Origin of the sequence: Nocardia altamirensis NBRC 108246, from assembly GCF_001612685.1 — a bacterium.
Lineage (GTDB): Bacteria > Actinomycetota > Actinomycetes > Mycobacteriales > Mycobacteriaceae > Nocardia > Nocardia altamirensis.
In genome coordinates this window covers 41,950-61,309 of record NZ_BDAY01000070.1, presented here as the reverse complement: position 1 = coordinate 61,309, position 19,360 = coordinate 41,950, and the positions used below count along the sequence as shown (strand labels likewise).

The following is a 19,360-nucleotide window of genomic DNA, read 5'->3' as shown; positions in this document are numbered from 1 at the left end:
CCATGAGTCGCAAGCTTTGTCTGGCACAGGACGTCGAGGCCGACGCGCTATTGACCGAGGACCATTTCGCCACTCTGCTCGGCATGCTGCTCGATCAGCAGTATCCGATGGAACACGCCTTCCGCGGCCCGAAGAAGATCGCCGACCGGATGGGCGGCTTCGACATTCACCGCATCGCCGAGGCCGACCCGCAGGAGTTCGAGGAGCTGGCCGCGACGCCACCTGCCATCCACCGCTACGGCCGTTCGATGGCGCGCCGCGCCCAGGAGCTGGCCAGATACATCATCGAGAACTATGACGGCAGGACCGAAAACCTGTGGAAGAAGGGCAAACCCGACGGCAAAGAGGTACTGCGCAGGCTGAAGGAGCTGCCTGGCTTCGGCGAGCAGAAGGCCAAGATCTTCCTGTCGCTGCTTGGTAAGCAGCGCGGCGTGCAGCCGGAGGGCTGGCGGGAGGCGGCGGGCGCGTACGGCGACGAGGGTTCCCGGCGCAGTGTTGCCGATGTCACGGATGCCGAATCTCTCGCGCAGGTAAGGGAATTCAAGAAGCAGGCGAAGGCGGCCGCCAAGAAGGCGTGAATCCGCAGCTCGTCGGCCGTTCAGGCCCAGCTCGATGGGGTGTTCGAGCTGGGCCTGACTGGTGTCTCGGCCCGTTGCCCGGCTGTTCGGTCGATCTTGGGACGGCCCGGTTCGCCGCCGTCGGAGCGCGGTGCGTCGATCTCGAAATAATGCCGTGACGGCCGACCTGGAAGCCGGTACGGTACTGCTGACCAGGCATTTATGACCGAGCATTAGATGCATTGACATCTAATGCGTGTGCATATAAGTTGATCACCGTGACTCTCACGGCTACAGCGTTAGACGCTCCACAAACCACCTCATCCACTGAGCACGTCCCAGGTCGCTGGGGACCCAAGTTGTGGGCCGTGCTGTTCGTCGCCGGACTGGCGATGTTCCTCGACGCACTCGACGTTTCCATGGTCGGCGTCGCCCTCCCGTCCATCGGCACGGAACTCGGCCTGAACACCGAGAGCCTGCAATGGATCGTCAACGGCTACATCCTCGGTTACGGCGGCCTGCTGCTGCTCGGCGGCCGCGCCGCCGACCTGCTCGGCAGGCGCCAGGTCTTCCTCGCCGCGCTGGTGGTCTTCGGAATCGCCTCGCTGGCAGGCGGACTCGTCGACGACGGGGCGCTGCTGATCGCCAGCCGCATCGTGAAGGGCATTGCCGCCGCGTTCACCGCACCGGCCGCACTGTCGATCATCACCACCACCTTCAAGGAAGGTCACGACCGCAACCGCGCGCTGTCGATCTTCACCGTGTTCGGCGCCACCGGATACGCCTCCGGTCTGATCGTTTCCGGACTGCTCACCGGTATCGACTGGCGACTGACCTTCTACGTGCCCGTCGTTGTCGTCGCGGCCGTCGTCGTCACCGCCTACTTCGTGGTGCCGCGCAACATCGAGAAGGAGCAGGGCAAGATCGATTTCGCCGGTGCCGCGCTGCTGACCGGCGGCATGCTCGCCGCCGTCTACACCATCGTCACCGCACCCGAGCAGGGCTTCTCCGCGTCCGTGATCGGCACCGCCCTCGCTGCCGTCGCACTGCTGAGCGCGTTCTTCGTGGTGGAGCGTAAGGTCTCGCACCCGCTGGTCCGCCTGAGCATCTTCAAGGTGAAGTCGATCGTGCGGGCCAACCTGGCCGCGCTGGCAATCTTCGGCTCCTACATCAGCTTCCAGACCATCGTGTCGCTGTACCTGCAGAACACCCTGCACTGGGCACCGCTGAAAATGGCGCTCGCCCTTGCCCCCGCAGGCATCATCGTGGCGATCCTGTCGCCGGTGGCAGGCAAGCTGATCGACCGCTACGGCACCACCCCGATGATCATCGCTTCGATGGCCTCGTTCGTGCTCGGCTACATCTGGTTCATCAGCTTCGGCGGCAGCGCCGACCCGACCTACGTGGTCGACTACCTGCCCGCGTTCCTGCTGCTCGGTCTCGGCTTCGCGCTCGGCTTCTCCTCGGTCATGGTCCAGGCCACCGAGGGCATCGCCGACCACGAACAGGGCCTTGCCTCCGGGCTGGTGCAGACCTCGGGCCAGATCGGCGGCGCGGTTGTCCTCGCCATCGTCACCGGCCTGATCAGCGGTGGCGCCGCCACCAGCATCGCCCAGTACCGCCCCGGCCTCTACCTGGTCACGGTCGTTGCGTTGGTCGGCCTGCTCGCCTCGGCCACCGCGCTGCTTACCCGCCGCCAGCTGGTGACCGAAACCGCGTAATTACCTCGAAGTCACCCGATGGGGTCGCCGAAAGGCGGCCCCATTTGGCATTTCTGGGAGTGCCCTTCGCCCGAAGGGCTGGAGTCCACGATCCAGCCCCGCTAAACGGGTGTGCCGCAGGCGGCGACCTTCATGAAGGTGGCGGAGGCGGCTCGGCGATCCTTCTCAAGTTTGTTGGCCGGGCCGTGGCTGGTCTTGTTGCGTGCGATGGCGAACTGGCGTCGGCCGTCGTCGCTGATGAATGCGTCGGTGCTGGCGCCGCCGGTACCGCCGTTGTGGCCCCAGAACGAGCCGCAGGACCCGATCGGTTTCAGGGTGAGCCCGAGTCCGTAGCGGGTTCCGGGATCGAAGCGCGCGTCGGTCGCTACGGTGTCTTTCATCTGGGCCAACTGTGCGGGCGGCAGCAGTTCGCCGCCCATCAGGGCGCGGAAGAACTGGTTGAGATCATCCATGGTTGAGATGATCCCGCCGTCGAGGCCGAGCCAGGCTCGTTGGTACTCGTTGCTGAGATCCATTGGCTTCTCGGGGATTCCGAGGTCCTCGTATTCCTTATCTTCACGGTGATCTGGTCTCCGCGCTCGGCGGGCATCAGGTCGGGCAGATACCGGCTGATCGGTGCGTCGAGTTCGATCTTCCCTGCGGCTACCTGCTGCAGTACCGCGCCGATAGGTGCGGTTAGCCGCATCGAACAAGGGCGGCTTGCTCGCTTCCCCGGTCGGGTGCCTGGACGTAAGAGTTGACGGCATGGACGACGAAGATGCCTGCACAGTGGGTCCAGTGGTGTTCGTCGCTCTTCGGCCTGTTCTCGGCGGTGAGTCGCTAGCGTCGTCGGGAATCGATGAGCTGGAGGCGCCCGGATGGTCACACCCTGGGCGCGCTTCATGGTGTGGCCGGCCAGTGCGGCCTGGGTCGTTGTTGTCGTGGTCGGGCGGCCGCTGACCATGTCGGCGATCCTCGAGGATCTGGTCGGTGCGGCGTTTCTCGGCGCGGGATTGATCGCTTGGCATGGTCAGCGGGGCAACCGGATGGGCCCGCTGCTGATCGCACTCGGTGCGTCCTGGCTCGCCGCGCAGTTCGAAATGGCGCTGACTCCGCCATGGAGCTGGCTGGCGCACACGGCAGGCGGCTACTGGCCGGTCTTCCTCGTGCATCTGGTGCTGGCCTTCCCGACCGGGCGACTCCGGGGGAATGCGCCGCGAATCCTGGTGGCGATCGGGTACGGCATCGCAACAGCGTTGTGTCTCATGACTATCCGCGATATGCCGTGGTCAGGCTCGTGGTTGACCCGAGTCGCCGTGGACGTCATGAATCCTGCTACCGCGCTGCTGTCTTTCCTGGCGCTCGGGTTGCAGTTGCGGCAGTGGCGGTACAGCACCAGTGTCGAGCGTCGCCTGCTCACCCCGTTGCTCGGATGTGCAGCCGTAGCCATGATCGTGCTCGCCGTGCGCAAGCCGATCCTGAAACTGGGTGTGGCTCAATCAGTGTCGAGCGCCGCGATTTGGCTGGCGTTGACCGCGATCCCGGTGGCCTATCTGATCAGTCTGGTGCTTCGGCGGTTCGACCGGGCCGGGGTGGCGGACCTGGTGGTGCGGCTCAACGCGCCGCGGACAGAGCAGGACCTGTGCTCCGCGCTGGCGGACGCGTTGCACGATCCCACCCTGGTGATCGGCTACTGGCTGCCGGAACAGGATCGCTATGTCGACGCCGATGGCACTGCGATGACGGTGCCCGACTCGGAGCCGAGGGTGACCAGGGTGGATCGCGGCGGCAGACACGTCGCGGTGCTGATCCACGACCCGGCGTTGCGGGCGGAACCGAAGCTGGTGGAGGCGGCCTGCGCGGCGGCGGCGCTGGCATTGGAGAACCAGCGACTTGCCGCGGAACTCCGGGCGCGGCTCCGACAGCTGGCCGCATCGAGAACCCGTGTGCTGCAGGCGACCGAGGCCGAACGCCGCCGGTTGGAACGGAATCTGCACGACGGGGTGCAGCAGCGGTTGCTGTCGGTCGCGATGCTCCTCGGCCTGGCCGAGCTGACCGATCCCGATCGCCGCGGCGCGCTCATGGGTGAGGCCAAGGCATCGGTGCTGACCGTGCTGGAGGAGCTGCGCGCGGTATGTCACGGTATCCATCCGCCGGTGCTGACCGAACGCGGTCTGTCCGGAGCGGTGCGGGAGCTGGTCACGCTGGTCCCGATCCCCGTCCAGCTCACCACCGAACTGACCGAGATGGTGCCACCGGAAGTCGAGACGGCCGCGTATTACATTGTGGCCGAGGCGTTGACGAACATCACCAAGCATGCCGACGCGCAGCACGCCTACATCACGATCCGCGCCGATCCCGGCCGACTGGTACTGACGATTTCCGATGACGGTCGCGGCGGCGCCGATCCGAGCCTGGGTTCGGGTCTGCGTGGACTCGCCGACCGGGTGGAAGCCAATGGAGGAACGCTCACCGTGATCAGCCCACCCAACCGGGGTACCCAGCTGCGAGTGGAGTTGCCATGCGAGTAGTGATCGCCGAAGACTCCACACTGCTGCGCGAGGGACTGACCCGGCTGCTGGCCGAGGCCGGGCTCGACGTCGTCGCCGCTGTCGCCGATGCCGAGGCGCTACTTGCCGCAGTGGCGGAGCACCGACCAGCGGTGGCCATCGTCGACATCCGCATGCCGCCCACTCACACCGACGAAGGACTCCGCGCCGCTCGGACATTGCGGCGACAGCATCCAGCGGTCGGGGTACTGGTGCTGTCGCAGTACGTGCGCGTCAGCTACGCCGTTGAGTTGCTCGAAGGCGGCGCGGAAGGGGTCGGTTATCTACTCAAGGACCGCGTATCGGATCTGGCCGAATTCGCTTCGGCGATCCGCCGCGTCGGCTCCGGCGGCTCGGCGATCGACCCGACCGTGGTCGATCAGCTGGTCGGACGACACAACAAGGCCGGTGATCCCCTCACCGAACTCTCCGAGCGCGAACACAGTGTGCTCGCGTTGATGGCGGAGGGACGCACCAATCAAGCGATCGCGCAGCGACTGATCATCGCCGAACGGACGGTCGAGAAGCACTGCACCAACATCTTCCTCAAACTCCAACTGGAGGCCGGGCCGCAGGATCACCGACGAGTGCTGGCCGTACTGCACTACCTCAACTCCTGACCACAGCCGACCAGGCTGCAGACCTACTCGTCCAGGCGTGGCGCAGGCTCGTCCAGTGCCTGAGACCGGCAAGTGTTGCGGCGGAACAGGTTCAGCTGACGGCGGAGGCGGGGGCGGTGAAGGTGTTGCAGCGGGCGGCGCGGTTGTGGTCGAGGCCGGCTTCGAACCATTGGCCGCCGTTTTCGGCCGTGCCGTGGTCGCGCATGTCTCCGGTCTGGTCGCCGCGGCCGTAGGCGTCCTTGCGTGCGGTGGTGAGCTGGGCGTCGCTGAGCGAGCCACCATTCGACGACGAAGACAGGTACATGCCGTCGAAACAGTTGGCCTGCAACTCGACTCGGCGCGAGAGCTCGAGGCCGCGGGTGCTGCGCGGGCCCGCGTCGGCGCGGTCGCTGTTGGCCTTGCGCAGGATGCCGGACATGGCCTGCACGTGGTGTCCGTACTCGTGCGCGAACACCGAAAGGTAGACGACCCAGTTGTTCTTGAAGAAGTCGGTCTGCAGCTGGCTGATCGGCATGTAGATGGTCTTGTTCGCCGGGCAGTAGAAGGCGGCGAAGTTACTGGTCGAGCCGGTGCACGGGGTGGTGATGCCTGCGGTGGTCGCGCTGACGTTCAGCGCGGGCGGCTGGAACGGCAGATTCGCCTTCTGCAGCACTGGTTTCCAGGCCGCCTCGAGGCAGCTCGCGGCGCTTTCGAAGAATTTGCGTGCGGCATCCACCTGGGTGCCCCACGGGGAGTACGCGCAGCGATCGGGGACGAGGGTCGCGTTCGGATCGGCAAGCAGCGGGTTGGCGCCGGTCTCGGCCGGACCCGTCTTGCCGTCGGGGGCGAAGGTGAGACTCGGTGTCGGCCCGGACGCGTCGTTGGCGTTGCTTCCGGTGTTAATCGCGTTGCGCACCAGGCCACCCGCGATCAGGAACACCACGACCACCAGCAGCGCGATCCACCCACCACTCCGACCGGAACGGCGGCGCGGCGGGTACGGCGGCCTGCCTGGCGGGCCGTACGGCATCGGCGGCGGCACCGGCGCGCGATATCCGGGCGGCGGGCCGTATCCCGGCGGCGAATATCCGGGCGGCGGACCATATCCCGGCTGTGCGCCGTAACCGGGCGGTGCGCCATGGCCGGGCGGTGGACGATATCCGGGCGGTGGCCCATAGCCCGGCGGCGGACCGTACCCGGGCTGTGGCGGAACCGGGCGCCCACCAGGGGGAACAGGTCCGTATCCGTACGGTGGTTGTGTCACGCCCCCGTACCCCCTCGTCTCGATGATCGCCGACAGCCGATGACGCAGAATAGCAAGCTGTCTAAAGTAGGCTGCCATGCTGACTTTTCGGGGGGCCGCCGTTGGCGCGCTGCTTCTCGCCACAGCGGGAATCCTCGCGACCGCTCCGGCTGCGCACCCGCAGCCCGCGCCGAACGGCGTGCACATCACCGCTGATCTGAAACTCAGTCGCCAAGGCGTGCTCGAGGTCGTCGAACAGGTCGAAGTGCCCGCGGACGGCACCTTCCGGATGGCACTGCCGTTGCGGCTGAAGGTCGGCGACGACGTCGAGCGCTACTTCAAGGTCACCGATGTCGACACCAAGGGCGACGGCACCGCGACGGTGGCGAACGATCAGTTCACCATCGAGGCGAAACCGGGCACGTCCACGTTCACCTATTCGCTGCACAACCTCGTCAACGATGCCCCCGGCAGCCAGGTGTTCCACTGGCTCGGGGTGATGGGCTCCGATATCGCCTCGATCAGTGCAACGTTGATCAGCCCGAGCTTCGAAATGGGCATCGTGGACTGCAAACTCGGGCCGCCGGGCAACACCAGGCCGTGTGCCGACGTCAAGACCGAAGTCGACGGCGTGCTGCATCTGGAGCAGACCGATCTGCGCAAGGGCGACGCCATCGACCTGACACTGCAGCTGCCGCCTGGCAGTGTGCCGAGCAACGCGGATATCCGCGACACCAGCAACTCCGGTCTGTTCGCGATCACCACGCCGGTGCTCGTCGCGTTCGGCGTGCTGCTGGTCGGGCTGGTCGGGCTGGTCGCCTTCGTGCTCCGGGCCCGGCGCAGGAACGACGCTGCCGCAACAGGATCGGAGACGCTCGACCCGCTGCTGCGCGACGGTGATCGGGTGCAGTTCACCTCGCCGGACGGGGTGCTGCCCGGCGAGGCAGGGCTGCTGCTCGACGAGCATGTCGATCCGGTCGACATCGCCGCGACCGTGGTGGATCTCGCTGTGCGCCGCTACATCTGGGTGACCCCGCTCAGCGACACCGACTGGCGGATCACCCGGGTCAACGCGCCCGACGATCAGCTGCGCGAGTACGAGCGGGCCGTGTATCTCGCGCTGCTGCCCGATGGCACCGACGCCGTCACCATCACCGAACTCCGGGCGCCAGGGCGCGTGCAGTCCGGGCCGGTGCGCTCCGCGCTGCTCGCTGATGCGGTGTCGCGCGGCACTTTTGGCAACCAGCGGCGGCCGGGCTTGGCAATCTGGTTGGGTGGCGCGTTGATCCTCGGCGGTGTCGCGGCGACCATCGCGCTCGCCGCCACCTCGGGTCACGCGCTCGTCGGTGTCGCGATCGCGCTGGCCGGTGTGGCCACCGTGTTGGTGCCGAAGTACCTACCGGTGCGGACCGTGCACGGCCTCGAGTTGACCGCGCAGCTTCGTGCGCTCCAGCGTGGTCTGGAAACAATTCGGCGGGAACAGATTCCGCCGATCGACCAGGAGACGGTGTTCTCCCGTGCGCTGCCGTTCATGGTGATCGGTGGGCGCGCCGACAACTGGATCCGCGCCTTCCGCGACCTGAATCCGTCCGCCGACTCCCAGCCCGGTCTCTACTGGTTCGGCGGCTTCGACCGCGACCCCAATATGCACCGGTTCGCCAGCCACTTCCCGTTCTTCATCACGGCCATGGAAGGAATCTTCGCCAAGGCAGGTGACCCGCACCGCTGATCTGGCCGCCGAAACCCCCTCCTGGGGAGGAGGTTTCGATGCGTGATCAGTCGCCGAGGGTGGTGCGGCGGATCGCGGCGAGCGGGTCGGCGTACAGCACGCTCAGCGAGGTGACCACGGCGGCGAATTCCTGCACCTTGCCGCCGAATCCGCTGATCCGGATGTCGGTGGGCGGCAGGGTGGAGCCCTGGTTGAAGGCACGAGCCACGTGCGAGACCGCGGGACGGTACCCGGTGAACGCCTGCCCGCCGAGGATCACCCGATCCGGGTTGAGCATGTCGCGGACCATCGCCACCGTGTTGCCGAGGATGGTGGCGCGTTCGGCGAGCAGTGCACGGGCCGGTTCCGAACCCGCCTCGGCCGCGCGATAGACATCGACGATGGTCGAGCCAGCGGTTCCGTTGTGCGCGGGGATGATTCCGCGTCCGACGGCCCGCGAGTGCAGCGAGCGATCCCCGACGGTCACCTCGAGGCAACCGCGCCTGCCGCAGGTGCATTCGACATCCGAGCCGGTCGGCAAGTGCGCGATCGAGCCAGGCCCGTTGCTCGGCGTGTGCACGCGGCCGTCCAAGGTCACGGCCACACCGGCGGTTTCGCGCACGTAGAAGTACAGGCTGCTGCCGCGTTCCGGATTGCCGACCCGGGTCCCGGTGTCGCGGGCATCGAGGGTCGGCAGCAACAACTCCGAGGCCGCCATCGCCTCGACGTGCGGCGCCACCGACACCGGCAGCTCGAGCACCTCGCCGAGCACGGCGCCGATCTGCGCGCCCTGCCACTCCAGCTTGGGGTGGTCGACGACGCCGGTGAGCGGATCGACCCGGCCGCCGATGGCGACGCCTGCCCACAGCGGCTTGCGGCGATGCCAGCGCTGCAGGAACGCCTTGGCGCTTCGGGCCACCGTTGTGGTGGCGAAATCCTGACCGGTCTGCGGCGTTGCGATGGCGAGGCCGCCGAGGATGCGCCCGCGCAGGTCGGCCGCGACGATCTTGGTGACCGCGGCCCCGATGTGGATGCCGAGGGTCAGGTACGCCTCGTGGTCGATCTCGAAGGGCACTCGCGGTCGTCCGACCGCACCCGAGGCCGTCAGGTCCGGCCGTTCGCGCAACAGACCTGCGGCGAGCAGTGCTGACACCTGCCGGTTGACCGTCGCGATGCTCAAACCCGTTGTGCGCGCGGCATTGTCGCGGGAAACCGGTCCGCCGGTCGCGGCGCGGAGTACCGCGGCGGCCGGGTTGTCGGCGATGCGGAGTTCCGGGGCAACCACGGGACGCTGGACGCGAACACGACCAGAGGAAACCCTGGCGACGGATCGTTCTAGGGTAGGGAGGGACATATGAGGTTCCTTGCCGAGGTCCCGCGCCGAGGCGGGACGTGCCTACAGGGGCGACTAGGCAGCAAACGAGCCGAAAGGGCAGCTCAGCTGCAGCAAGGGCGACAACACAGTTCGCGAGTCAGCGGCAGCCGAAGGCCGAGCGCAGCGGTCACGTAGGTGACCCGCAGTGCGTTCGATCGGCTGGCAGACATGTAAACGAAGTTAACACCGCCCACCGCGACTCACCAACCCTCAAACCGCCGCTGTGTTCTCCCACACAGTGTTTCCCCAGCTCAGAGCTCGAGGTTGCGACGGTGTCTTCGCTGTGGACCCGGTGCCTCGGCCGTGGAGGTCGGTGGCGGCAACGGCAGAAGGCCCCGCCCGATCGAGAACTGGGCGGGGCCTTCGCGGCAACTGCGGTGAACTTACTTCGCGGCAGGCGGTGGGTTGATCGACGGCTGGTTGATGGTGGTGAAGTACTGGATCGCCGCGCCGATCGCGACCGGTGCGGTGACCAGGATCTGGCCCGCGACCACACCGAGGGCACCGACGGAGACGATGCCGAACAAGCAGCCGACGGCCGCGGCTGGAAGGAACGCGCCGAACAGGCCGACGATGGTCGCCATCGCGGCGATGGGGGCCATGATGCCGCCGAGGACGCAGCCGACGGCCGCGCCGCCGAGACCACCGACGAGGGTGCCGATGGTGGCGCCCATGCTGATCGTGCTGGTCAGCCTGCTCCAAGCGGCCTGTTCACGGTCGTAGTCGGTCTTCCACGGCGCCTTGTCCTCGTAGGGCAGGGCGACGGGCTTGTAGGTCGCCTTGGTGATGTCGAACTGCGGAGTCAGCGTGGCCGTGCGACCCGAGATGTCGGCGGCGATCGGGAACTCGAATTCGTCGAGGCGGAGCTTGAGCTCGGTGCCTGCGACGGTGGCGCCGTTGGCGGCCTTGATCTTGAAGATGCCGTCTTCGACGACGAGCGATCCGGCGTCGGTGCTGATGATCGACGACCCGTCGACGGTCTGCGCGGTGAAGTTCACCGCGTCCTCGGTCGGGGTGGCGACTGACGTGCCTGCGGCGACTCCTGTCGCCATCGTCACAAGCGCCGCGACCACGGCTAGCTTCCTGATCCTCATGTACAGCAATCCCTCATCTAGGTAACACTCTTCGCCGCAAAGCATCGGGGAGTAGGGACCGCAGAACGAGGGAAAAACGCAGGCAGATTCCAAACGGTGCTATCTGCGGGCAACGCACGCGTTGCGCAGCGCTATCGGCGTAGGTCCGTCAGCCAGGCCGTAAATTCTTCCGGCGTCGGATCGTGGCCGATCGTGTCGATCACGACGTAGCCCGCCAGCGCCGCGCACAGCACACGATTCGCCGCCTCTTCCGGATCACCCCATGGGATGAACGGTTTCGCGATCAGCAGCGAGGTGATGCCGTGCGCTGCGGCCCACAGCGCGAGAACGACCGGCGTCGGGTCACCAGGGGTGATCACGCCGGCGGCCATGCAATCCCGCACCGTGTCGGAAAACCGTTGGAACGCACCGCTGGTCAGCACCATGTCCACCGCGCCAAGCGCTTCGGTCGGCACGGTCGCCAGCCGATATTGCTCCGGATGCGCCAGCGCGAACCGAACATACGCCAGCCCTTGCTCCTGCAGCCGGGTGATCGGTGGATCCGTCTGCGCGGTCACCGCCTCGATGGCGGCATCCAATTCCTCGAAGACCTGCGCGACGGCGGCGGCGATCAGCTCGTCCTTGTCGGCGAAGTGCCGATAGATCGAGGGGGCGCTCACACCGACCCGCTTGCCGATCTCCCGGATCGACACCGCCTCGGCGTTTCCGGTCCGTGACAGCAATTCCCTTGTCGCGGTGAGAATTTCATCACGCAGACCGGCGCCGGAACCGCGCGCCGACCTGGAACGTCCACCGATCATCGGTGGTCGGCCAGCACGCGATCCTGCGGATCCGAATCGGAGTGCTCACGCAACCCGATCCGAGCGTGCAACTGGGCCAACGGTTTCGGCGCCCACCAGTTGGCGGTGCCCATCAGTTTCATCAGGGCCGGCGCGAGCATGGTGCGGATGAGGGTGGCGTCGGCGAGCACGGTCAAGGTGAGGCCGAGGCCCATCAGCTGGATGAACGACACCTTCGAGGTGACCATCGCGCCCATCACGATGGCCATGAGAAGTGCTGCGGCCGTGTAGATCTTGCCGGTCCTGGCGACGCCGACGGCGAGCGCGTGCACGTTGTCCTCTGCGGTGCGCACGACGACACCGTCGACGACACGGCCGGAGGCCAGCCACTCTTCGCGGATGCGGGAGAGCAGGAAGACCTCATAGTCCATCGACATGCCGAACGCGAGACAGAACATGAGGATCGGCATCGTCGGCGTCATATAGCCGACGGGGGTGAACCCGAGCAGGTTGGACAGATGGCCGTCCTGGAAGATCCATACCATCGCACCGAACGCGGCCGCGAGCGAAAGCGTGTTGAGCACAATGGCTTTCAGCGGTAGCAGCAGACTCCCGGTGAACAGGAACAGCACGACGAAGGTGGCGAGCGCGATCAGCGCGATGGCCAGCGGCAGCTTGGATTCGAGCGAATCGAGGGCGTCGGCATTGATCGCCGCGGCACCACCGAACAGCGCGGGCGCAGGCGGCGGCACCGCCTTCAGCTCGAGCAACTGCGCCTCGCCCGCAGGGGAGAACGGGTCGGTGCGGGTGGCGACCGTGAGGTATTCGCCGGTGCCGTTGGTCAATCCCGGCGGTCCCGCGGCCACCCGCGAACCCTTGAGGTAGACACCGGCGCTGGACAGCACGGCCGACACCCCGTCGACCCGCGACAATACCGTCGCGTACGTGCCGACCTGCCCTGGGTCGCCGTGATATCCGTCGAGCACGATGGTGGTGTTGTTGCCCGAGTTGGCCGCAGGGAACTCGGCGCGCAACACGTCACCGACCTGCCGGCTCGCCGCGCTCGTCGGCAGCACCCGATCGTCCGGATAGCCGAATTTCACCGAGAGGAACGGTGATCCGAGCGCCAAGAACAAGGCGACGAGCAGCACGGCGACCGGAATGGAGTGCCGGGTCACCCAGCCGACGGTCCGGTACCACCAGCTCTCCTCCGGCACCTGTCGCGCCATCGGATCGGGTGCGGGCCTGCCGAACAAGCGCCGCAGCGGGATTCGGATATCGAGCGCGTTCACCCGATCGCCGAGCAGCACGAGCGCGGCGGGCAGGATCACGATCGCCGCCGCAGCCGCCGCCGCGACCACCGCGACGCCTGCGTAGGCGAACGAGCGCAGGAAGTAGATGTCGAAGATGACCAGCACCGACAGCGAAAGGGCAACGGTGAGTGCGGAATACAGCACTGTCCGGCCCGCGGTCTGCACCGCGCGAATGGTGGCCGGAATCGGCGCAAGCCCGTTGGTGAGCTCCTCGCGGTAGCGGCTGACGATGAACAGGCTGTAGTCGACGGCCAGCGCGAGACCCATGGCCGTCGTCATGTTCAGCGCATAGATGGAGACGTCGGTGACCAGGGTGAACAGCCGAAGGATGGCGAGGGTGGTGAGGATCGCGAAGATGCCGACGGCCAGCGGCAGCGCCGCGGCGATCAGGCTGCCGAACACCAGGACAAGCACGATCAGCGAAACCGGGATCGCGACACCTTCCGCAACCGCGAGGTCATGGGTGATCTGCTTGTTCACGTCGTGGAAGACCGAGGCGACGCCGCTTTGCCGGACGGTGACGCCGTCGGTGGTTCCGGTGAGCTGTTCGGTGAGTTCGCCTGCCGCGCGCTGCGCGGCGGTGTCGTCACCGGTCAGGTAGGCCATGACCAGCGCTTCCTTGCCGCTGGTGCTGCGCAGCGCGGACGCGATCGCGGGCGGGGCGGTCCAGTAGGACTGCACGCCCTTCACGTCGGGACGAGCGCGCAGTGTGTCTGCCAGGCGCAGGCCGACCGCCTTGGTGGCCGGCGCGTCGGCACCGCTGTCCGAGCTGACCAGGAGCACGTAATTCGGTGCAGCGCCGTCGAAGTTGTCGGCGAGCAGCTGCGCGACCTTGGAGGATTCCGCGTCGGGCGAGGTGAATCCCGCAGACTTCAGATGCGATGCCGCGGTCGCGCCGAACACTCCGCAGAGAATGGCCAGCGCGGCCGCGGCGAGCAAGATGGCCCGGGGAAACCGGGTGGAGATCTGCGCGATCCGAATCAGCATGCTCGGGCTCCCTTGCTCGGCGCAGTATGTTAACGGCGTTAGCGTAACGCTGTTAGGTCTGCGCGGGTAGGGGGTGTCCCAGCTCGCTCAGTGATCCCGGTCACTGCCGGAGTTGTGACCGAAGGGGCCATCGCCGAGCCTGCGCGGCGAGTGCCCGTGCACCCCCTCCGCGTACGCGGTCTCGGCATGCAGCGCGAAGTCGATGCCCGCCGACTCGTCCTCCTTGCTCACCCGGAAGCCGATCAGGCGATCGATGAGCTTGCCGAGCGCGAACGTCACCGCGAACGCGTACGCCGCGACGACGAGCACACCGACCAGCTGTTTGCCGAGCTGCGCGAACCCGCCGCCGTAGAACAGCCCGTCGACGCCGCCGGTCATCACCTGGGTGGCGAGCAGGCCGATCAACACCGTGCCCACGACGCCACCGACGAAGTGCACGCCGACCACGTCGAGCGAATCGTCATAGCCAGCCTTGAATTTCCAGCCGACCGCGAACGAACAGACCACACCTGCGGCGAGCCCGACGACCAACGCGCCGAGCGTGTTCACCGACCCGCAGGACGGCGTGATCGCGACCAGACCGGCCACCACGCCGGACGCCGCACCGAAGGTGGTCGGCCTGCCGTCGCGGATCTGCTCGACCGCGAGCCAGCCGAGCATGCCGAGGCAGCCTGCCACCAGCGTGTTCAGGAAGACCGCTGCCGCAACACCATTCGCGGACAGCGCGGAACCGGCGTTGAAGCCGAACCAGCCGAACCACAGCAGGCCTGCACCGAGCAGCACGAAAGGCAGGTTGTGCGGCCGCATCGCGTCGGTCTTGAAGCCGATGCGTGGGCCGAGCACCAGCGCGAGCGCGAGCGCCGAAGCGCCAGAAGCGATCTCGACGACGAGGCCGCCCGCATAGTCCAGCGCGCCGAAGGAGGCGAGCCAGCCGTCCGGTCCCCACACCCAGTGCGCGATCGGTGCGTACACCGCCAGCGCCCACACCGGAACGAAGATCATCCACGCCGCGAACTTCGCGCGGTCCGCGATGGCGCCGCTGACCAGGGCCGCGGTCAGGATCGCGAAGGTCAGCTGGAAGGTGGCGAACAGCAACTCCGGCACCGCGCCGTGCAGGGTGCTCGGATCGATGTCCGCCATTGCGATGTGGTCGAGGTCGCCGATGAGGCCGCCGCCCGCGTCGTCGCTGAACGCGAGGCTGTAGCCGAACAGCAGCCAGGCGACGGTGACCAGCGGGATCGCGATGAAGTTCATCATCAGCATGTTGAGCACGCCGGTCGAGCGCACCATCCCGCCGTAGAACAGCGCAAGCGCAGGCGTCATCAGCAGCACGAGGGCGGTGCTGATGAGCAGCCAGGCGGTGGCCGCGGGATCGAGGGTTGTGGACACGGTGTCTCCTTCCACGCTGAGTGCGTTGGAAGGAAAATAGCCGACTGTACGCCGTCCGATCGGCGCTGGTCGGTGCGTCGGGCGCGCCTCGGTCCGGCGTCGAGTCATGGGATGACCAGGGCGGACGGCCGTCGTACGGCTACGTCGTCAGCCGCGAGCCTTGCGTGCGATGGCGCGCAGACCACGCTTGCCTGGCACCGGGAGTTCGTCCTGGATCGCGACCCATTCGGCGGTGCACAGCCACAGTTCCTGCGCGCGGGCATCGGCGGTGTTGTGGAAGACCCGGCGGCCGCGATCGTCGCGGAGGTCCTGCGCGACGGTGGACCAGCGCGGCGCGCGGCCGTGCTCGGTCTGGTAGTCGGCGAGGAAGGTGGCCACGGCGGTGCCGATGGTGTTCACCGGACGCAACGAGACCCGGTTGCCGTATTGGTCGGAGTGGAAACGCCTTCCGGCGCAGAGGGATCCGGCGTTGGCGTTGGAGGCGATCCAGCCTGCCCGCTGGGCGCGCTCGATCAGCCAGAGGTGCTTGACCGCCGACGGCGCGATGTCGCCGATGCGGGTCCGGATCAGCGACATGACCTCGTCGGAGGAGAGCACGTCGCGACGGGTCGGGCCGATGCCGTGCGCGGTCCAGTGTGCGTCGGCCAGGGCTGCCAGCGCGCGGCCGAAGTCGTCGATGCTGCGCTGGGCGCGGCGACCGAGCCGCTCGATGCGTTCGGCCTCGCGGCGCATCTCGTTCTGCGCGGTGAGGGTGCGGATCGCAGCCATGGTCGGGACCTGGCCGCGTTCGAGGAGTTCGAGGATCGCGGCGGAGGTCGCGGGATCGGCCGCGGCGGCCACCGGGAGGGAGTCGCGCTTGATCGCGAAGTCCTGCGGGCTGATCGCACGGCTCAACAGATCGACAGCGGAGCGGTCGCCGGCGAAGTCGGTGCTGGAAAGCAACGCGGTGGCGATGTCGTCGGGCGACGGCACGATGAGCAGTTCCTCCGATAGATGTGCAACTCGGTTGTGCTGGAACTTTGCGCTGGACCTCGGAGCGCGGCGGGTTCTGAAGCGAATGGGCAGTGTCTTCGGTTGTGCCCCGGTCGGGATGAGGGACCGGCCGGGGCAACCAACCTGATGAAGGTTTGGCTACCGAAGTTGCCGATTGCCACGGTAGCCAGCGGATTGCGTACATGTCATCTCTGTTGACGCTTTCGTTATTTCCGTTTATCCGAGGTAAATCGGGGCGAAAGTCCGATTTTCCGCTCCACAAAGGGGAATTGGGCGGTAGTTTTCCCGGTTCGACCGGTGCTTCATTGGCGATTGCTCGTGCGTTGCCGCCACTGTCTCGGGTCGGCGGGGGTTAACAAGGGATGGGGAATCTTGTGATCTACGTCACATATTCGAGTCGGCCTCGGATGCTGTTCCGGCGCGCCGGGCCCCGCGCGGAGCGGGAATGTTCTTTGTCGGTGTGCGCCGGTAACCTCTGGCCGTGGCTCTGTACCGGAAGTACCGACCGGCAACGTTCGCTGAGGTAGTGGGTCAGGAGCACGTCACCGACCCGCTGAGCACCGCACTAGACACCGGACGGATCAGTCATGCCTACCTGTTCTCCGGACCGAGAGGCTGTGGCAAGACCTCCTCGGCGCGCATCCTCGCGCGGTCGCTGAACTGCGCGGACGGTCCGACTTCGACGCCGTGCGGGGTCTGCTCCTCCTGCGTCGCACTCGGTCCTGGCGGTCCGGGCAATCTCGACGTGATCGAACTCGACGCCGCGAGTCACGGCGGCGTCGACGACACTCGTGAACTGCGCGATCGTGCCTTCTACGCCCCTGCGGAATCCCGATACCGGGTGTTCATCGTCGACGAGGCGCACATGGTCACCACGGCGGGCTTCAACGCGCTGTTGAAGATCGTCGAAGAGCCGCCTGCCCACCTGATCTTCATCTTCGCCACCACCGAGCCGGACAAGGTGCTGCCGACCATCCGCTCGCGCACCCATCACTATCCGTTCCGGCTGCTACCGCCCGCCACCATGCGCGGGCTGCTCGGCAAGATCTGCGAGCAGGAGCAGGTGCCGGTCGACGAGGCGGTGTACCCCTTGGTGATTCGCGCAGGCGGTGGTTCGCCGCGCGACAGCCTCAGCGTGCTCGACCAGTTGCTGGCCGGTGCCGGTCCCGAAGGTGTCACCTACCCACGGGCCGTCTCGCTGCTCGGCGTCACCGATGTCGCGCTGATCGACGACGCGATCGAGGCGCTGGCCGCCGACGACGGCGCTGCCCTGTTCGGCACCGTCGATCAAGTGATGGAGGCGGGTCACGACCCGCGCCGTTTCGCCGTCGATCTGCTCGAACGGCTGCGCGACCTGATCCTGATGCGCGCGGTCCCCGACGCCGTCGACCGTGGCCTGGTCTCCGGCCCCGGCGACGTGCTCGACCGCATGCGCGACCAAGCCGAACGCCTCGGCCCCGCCACGCTCACCCGTTATGCCGAACTCCTGCACGAGGCACTCGGCGAAATGCGCGGCGCCACCTCGCCGCGCCTGCTCCTCGAAGTCGTCTGCGCCCGGATGCTGTTGCCCTCGGTCTCCGACGCGGAATCCGCAACCCTCCAGCGCCTCGAACGGCTGGAGCGCGGATTCGCGAGCGGCGCAGTGCAGGCAGCGGCCCCGTCGGGCGCGGCGCCTGCGGCATCGTCCGCCGCGTCGACACCGCGACCGGCGGCCGCGCCACCGTCTGATCCCAACCGCAGACGAGGAGCGGAGGCGCTGGCGGCCATCCGCCGCGAGACCGCGGGCACCGGCGATGCCGGGGCGGAACTCGATGGAGCGGGCCGATCTACTGCGCCAGGCGGATCGAGCGATCAGCCGAGCGAGTCCGAGTCGGCGGGCTCCCCGAGTGCTGCTGCATCGGCGCAGGGAGCTTCGGCGGCCGGGCAAGTTCCGGCAAGTTCCGGCGAGCGGGCGTCGAGTGTCGGCGCTCCGGAACAGGAAGTCGCACAGGCGGTTTCCCCGGACGAGTCAGTTGACCGTGCGGTTGCTGAGCCCGCGCAGGCCTTCGCCTTTTCCCCGCAGCCGACTGTCGCCGCACCGCCGGACGCCGCCACGGCGCCGGACGCGGTCGATGAGGCTGCCGGAGAAAACCGTGATCCGGCGGCAACCCCTACCGGCAGCCCTGCTGCCGCGCAGCCCGACTCGGCTCGGGAGGCGGCACCCGCACCGCAGCAACACGCTGCTGCCACACCGGCTCCCGCTGCCGCGCAGCCTGAGCCTGCGGCCGCGTCTGCCGGAGCGAGCACGGACCTGTTGCGTGAGGTCGAGGCGGCCTGGGGTGACATTCGCGCCAAGGTGCGGGAGTTCGGGGCCGCGGTGCAGGCGATGCTGGCCGGTGCTTCGGTGGCGCGGATCGAGGGCGATGTCATCGTCTTCGCGCATCAGCATGCGCCGTTGGCGCAGCGGCTCTCGGATCCGCGCAACCTGGAGGCGGTGCGCTCCGCGGTCAAGGCCGTGCTCGGGCGAGACCACGATGTGCGCTGGGAAGCCGGCGGTGCGGCGCAACGACCTGCGGCGGCGCCGCGGGCGGGCGGCCAGGGAAACCGCCAACGGGGGGCGGAGCAGCAGCCGGGGCGTGAATCCGGCAACGCGGGTGGGCGCAGCGCGGATGCGCCTGCGCCGCCGCGGTTCTCCCGGCCGAGTCAGGCCAAGAAGGCGGCCGCGGACGAGGCTCCCGGTGCGGGCAAGGCTCGGGCAGGCGGTGCCGAACCGCGCTCGTTCGGTGGCGATGACGACATTCCCCCGCCCGATTTTCCCGATCTACCGGACGATCCCGGCCCTTTTGATGCGGCGCCGCCCGAGTCGGCGCAGCCGGCGGTCGGCAACGAGGCAGACAACAGCGGTGGTTGGGCCGCCGACCGGGCGGTGCCGCCGACCACGCCGGAGGACGAGGAAGAGATGATCCGCGCCGCAGCGGTTCCGGTGGCGCCGGAGGATCGTCGCGACCCCGACGAGGTCGCCCTCGAATTGCTGAAGAGTGAGCTGGGGGCCACACGACTGGGTGGTTGACAACCACCGCCGCCACGACGTTAAG

14 protein-coding genes are annotated in these 19,360 nt (G+C 67.6%); 6 read left to right on the top strand and 8 right to left on the bottom strand.

All coding sequences use genetic code 11. The annotated features are described in order from the left end of the window. Positions 1-2: 2 nt before the first annotated feature. Together NA11_RS31830 and NA11_RS31825 are read left to right on the top strand one after the other, a co-directional pair. Positions 3-578, top strand: a complete 576-nt coding sequence (locus NA11_RS31830) for an HhH-GPD-type base excision DNA repair protein (protein WP_069165758.1) — start codon at positions 3-5, stop codon at positions 576-578. Between the two features lie 347 nt (positions 579-925). Continuing rightward, on the top strand, positions 926-2,278 hold the full coding sequence (locus NA11_RS31825) for an MFS transporter (protein ID WP_245746306.1): 1,353 nt from the start codon (positions 926-928) through the stop codon (positions 2,276-2,278). A 101-nt stretch (positions 2,279-2,379) separates the two neighbouring features. Here the strand turns inward: NA11_RS31825 and NA11_RS46785 are convergent, their stop codons facing one another. Next, positions 2,380-3,024: a serine hydrolase gene (locus NA11_RS46785; RefSeq protein ID WP_245746313.1), complete on the bottom strand. Its 645-nt coding sequence runs from the start codon at positions 3,022-3,024 to the stop codon at positions 2,380-2,382. A 111-nt stretch (positions 3,025-3,135) separates the two neighbouring features. Between NA11_RS46785 and NA11_RS31815 the strand changes: the two genes are divergently transcribed. Continuing rightward, positions 3,136-4,788, top strand: a complete 1,653-nt coding sequence (locus NA11_RS31815) for a sensor histidine kinase (RefSeq protein WP_069165740.1) — start codon at positions 3,136-3,138, stop codon at positions 4,786-4,788. Next, positions 4,779-5,426 (top strand): response regulator transcription factor, encoded by a 648-nt coding sequence (locus tag NA11_RS31810; protein ID WP_069165739.1) that lies wholly within the window; start codon positions 4,779-4,781, stop codon positions 5,424-5,426. The genes NA11_RS31815 and NA11_RS31810 overlap by 10 nt, the downstream gene beginning before the upstream one ends. Before the next feature lie 91 nt (positions 5,427-5,517). Here NA11_RS31810 and NA11_RS31805 read toward each other — a convergent pair whose 3' ends face one another. Then, positions 5,518-6,669: a neutral zinc metallopeptidase gene (locus tag NA11_RS31805; protein ID WP_245746304.1), complete on the bottom strand. Its 1,152-nt coding sequence runs from the start codon at positions 6,667-6,669 to the stop codon at positions 5,518-5,520. 76 nt (positions 6,670-6,745) lie between these two features. On the opposite strand from NA11_RS31805, the gene NA11_RS31800 reads away from it, so the two are divergent. Next, complete coding sequence (locus NA11_RS31800; protein ID WP_069165737.1) at positions 6,746-8,377, top strand: DUF2207 family protein; 1,632 nt, start codon at positions 6,746-6,748, stop codon at positions 8,375-8,377. Positions 8,378-8,423: 46 nt separating this feature from the next. Here the strand turns inward: NA11_RS31800 and NA11_RS31795 are convergent, their stop codons facing one another. The 6 genes from NA11_RS31795 to NA11_RS31770 all read right to left on the bottom strand — a co-directional run bounded on the left by NA11_RS31795 (position 8,424) and on the right by NA11_RS31770 (position 16,265). Next, on the bottom strand, positions 8,424-9,710 hold the full coding sequence (locus NA11_RS31795) for an ROK family transcriptional regulator (protein WP_069165736.1): 1,287 nt from the start codon (positions 9,708-9,710) through the stop codon (positions 8,424-8,426). 404 nt (positions 9,711-10,114) lie between these two features. Continuing rightward, positions 10,115-10,825: a DUF8020 domain-containing protein gene (locus NA11_RS31790; protein ID WP_069165756.1), complete on the bottom strand. Its 711-nt coding sequence runs from the start codon at positions 10,823-10,825 to the stop codon at positions 10,115-10,117. Positions 10,826-10,956: 131 nt separating this feature from the next. Next, positions 10,957-11,625, bottom strand: coding sequence for a TetR/AcrR family transcriptional regulator (locus tag NA11_RS31785; RefSeq protein ID WP_069165735.1), 669 nt, complete (start codon positions 11,623-11,625; stop codon positions 10,957-10,959). Beyond that, complete coding sequence (locus tag NA11_RS31780) at positions 11,622-13,904, bottom strand: MMPL family transporter (RefSeq protein ID WP_069165734.1); 2,283 nt, start codon at positions 13,902-13,904, stop codon at positions 11,622-11,624. Before NA11_RS31780 ends, NA11_RS31785 begins: the two co-directional genes overlap by 4 nt. Positions 13,905-13,991: 87 nt before the next feature. After that, positions 13,992-15,293: an ammonium transporter gene (locus NA11_RS31775; RefSeq protein WP_069165755.1), complete on the bottom strand. Its 1,302-nt coding sequence runs from the start codon at positions 15,291-15,293 to the stop codon at positions 13,992-13,994. Between the two features lie 147 nt (positions 15,294-15,440). Next, the gene (locus NA11_RS31770; RefSeq protein ID WP_069165733.1) at positions 15,441-16,265 is read right to left on the bottom strand and encodes a hypothetical protein; all 825 of its coding nucleotides are present in this window, start codon (positions 16,263-16,265) and stop codon (positions 15,441-15,443) included. A gap of 502 nt (positions 16,266-16,767) precedes the next feature. On the opposite strand from NA11_RS31770, the gene NA11_RS31765 reads away from it, so the two are divergent. Beyond that, on the top strand, positions 16,768-19,335 hold the full coding sequence (locus NA11_RS31765) for a DNA polymerase III subunit gamma and tau (protein ID WP_084655228.1): 2,568 nt from the start codon (positions 16,768-16,770) through the stop codon (positions 19,333-19,335). The last annotated feature ends 25 nt before the right edge of the window (positions 19,336-19,360 follow it).

What these genes read in the sequence shown, in the direction of transcription:
- NA11_RS31795 (WP_069165736.1), bottom strand. Translation starts at nt 9,710, where the DNA reads ATGTCCCTCCCTACCCTAGAACGATCCGTCGCCAGGGTTTCCTCTGGT.
- NA11_RS31810 (WP_069165739.1), top strand. Translation starts at nt 4,779, where the DNA reads ATGCGAGTAGTGATCGCCGAAGACTCCACACTGCTGCGCGAGGGACTG.
- NA11_RS31815 (WP_069165740.1), top strand. Translation starts at nt 3,136, where the DNA reads ATGGTCACACCCTGGGCGCGCTTCATGGTGTGGCCGGCCAGTGCGGCC.
- NA11_RS31790 (WP_069165756.1), bottom strand. Translation starts at nt 10,825, where the DNA reads ATGAGGATCAGGAAGCTAGCCGTGGTCGCGGCGCTTGTGACGATGGCG.
- NA11_RS31830 (WP_069165758.1), top strand. Translation starts at nt 3, where the DNA reads ATGAGTCGCAAGCTTTGTCTGGCACAGGACGTCGAGGCCGACGCGCTA.
- NA11_RS46785 (WP_245746313.1), bottom strand. Translation starts at nt 3,024, where the DNA reads ATGCCGTCAACTCTTACGTCCAGGCACCCGACCGGGGAAGCGAGCAAG.
- NA11_RS31785 (WP_069165735.1), bottom strand. Translation starts at nt 11,625, where the DNA reads ATGATCGGTGGACGTTCCAGGTCGGCGCGCGGTTCCGGCGCCGGTCTG.
- NA11_RS31780 (WP_069165734.1), bottom strand. Translation starts at nt 13,904, where the DNA reads ATGCTGATTCGGATCGCGCAGATCTCCACCCGGTTTCCCCGGGCCATC.
- NA11_RS31800 (WP_069165737.1), top strand. Translation starts at nt 6,746, where the DNA reads ATGCTGACTTTTCGGGGGGCCGCCGTTGGCGCGCTGCTTCTCGCCACA.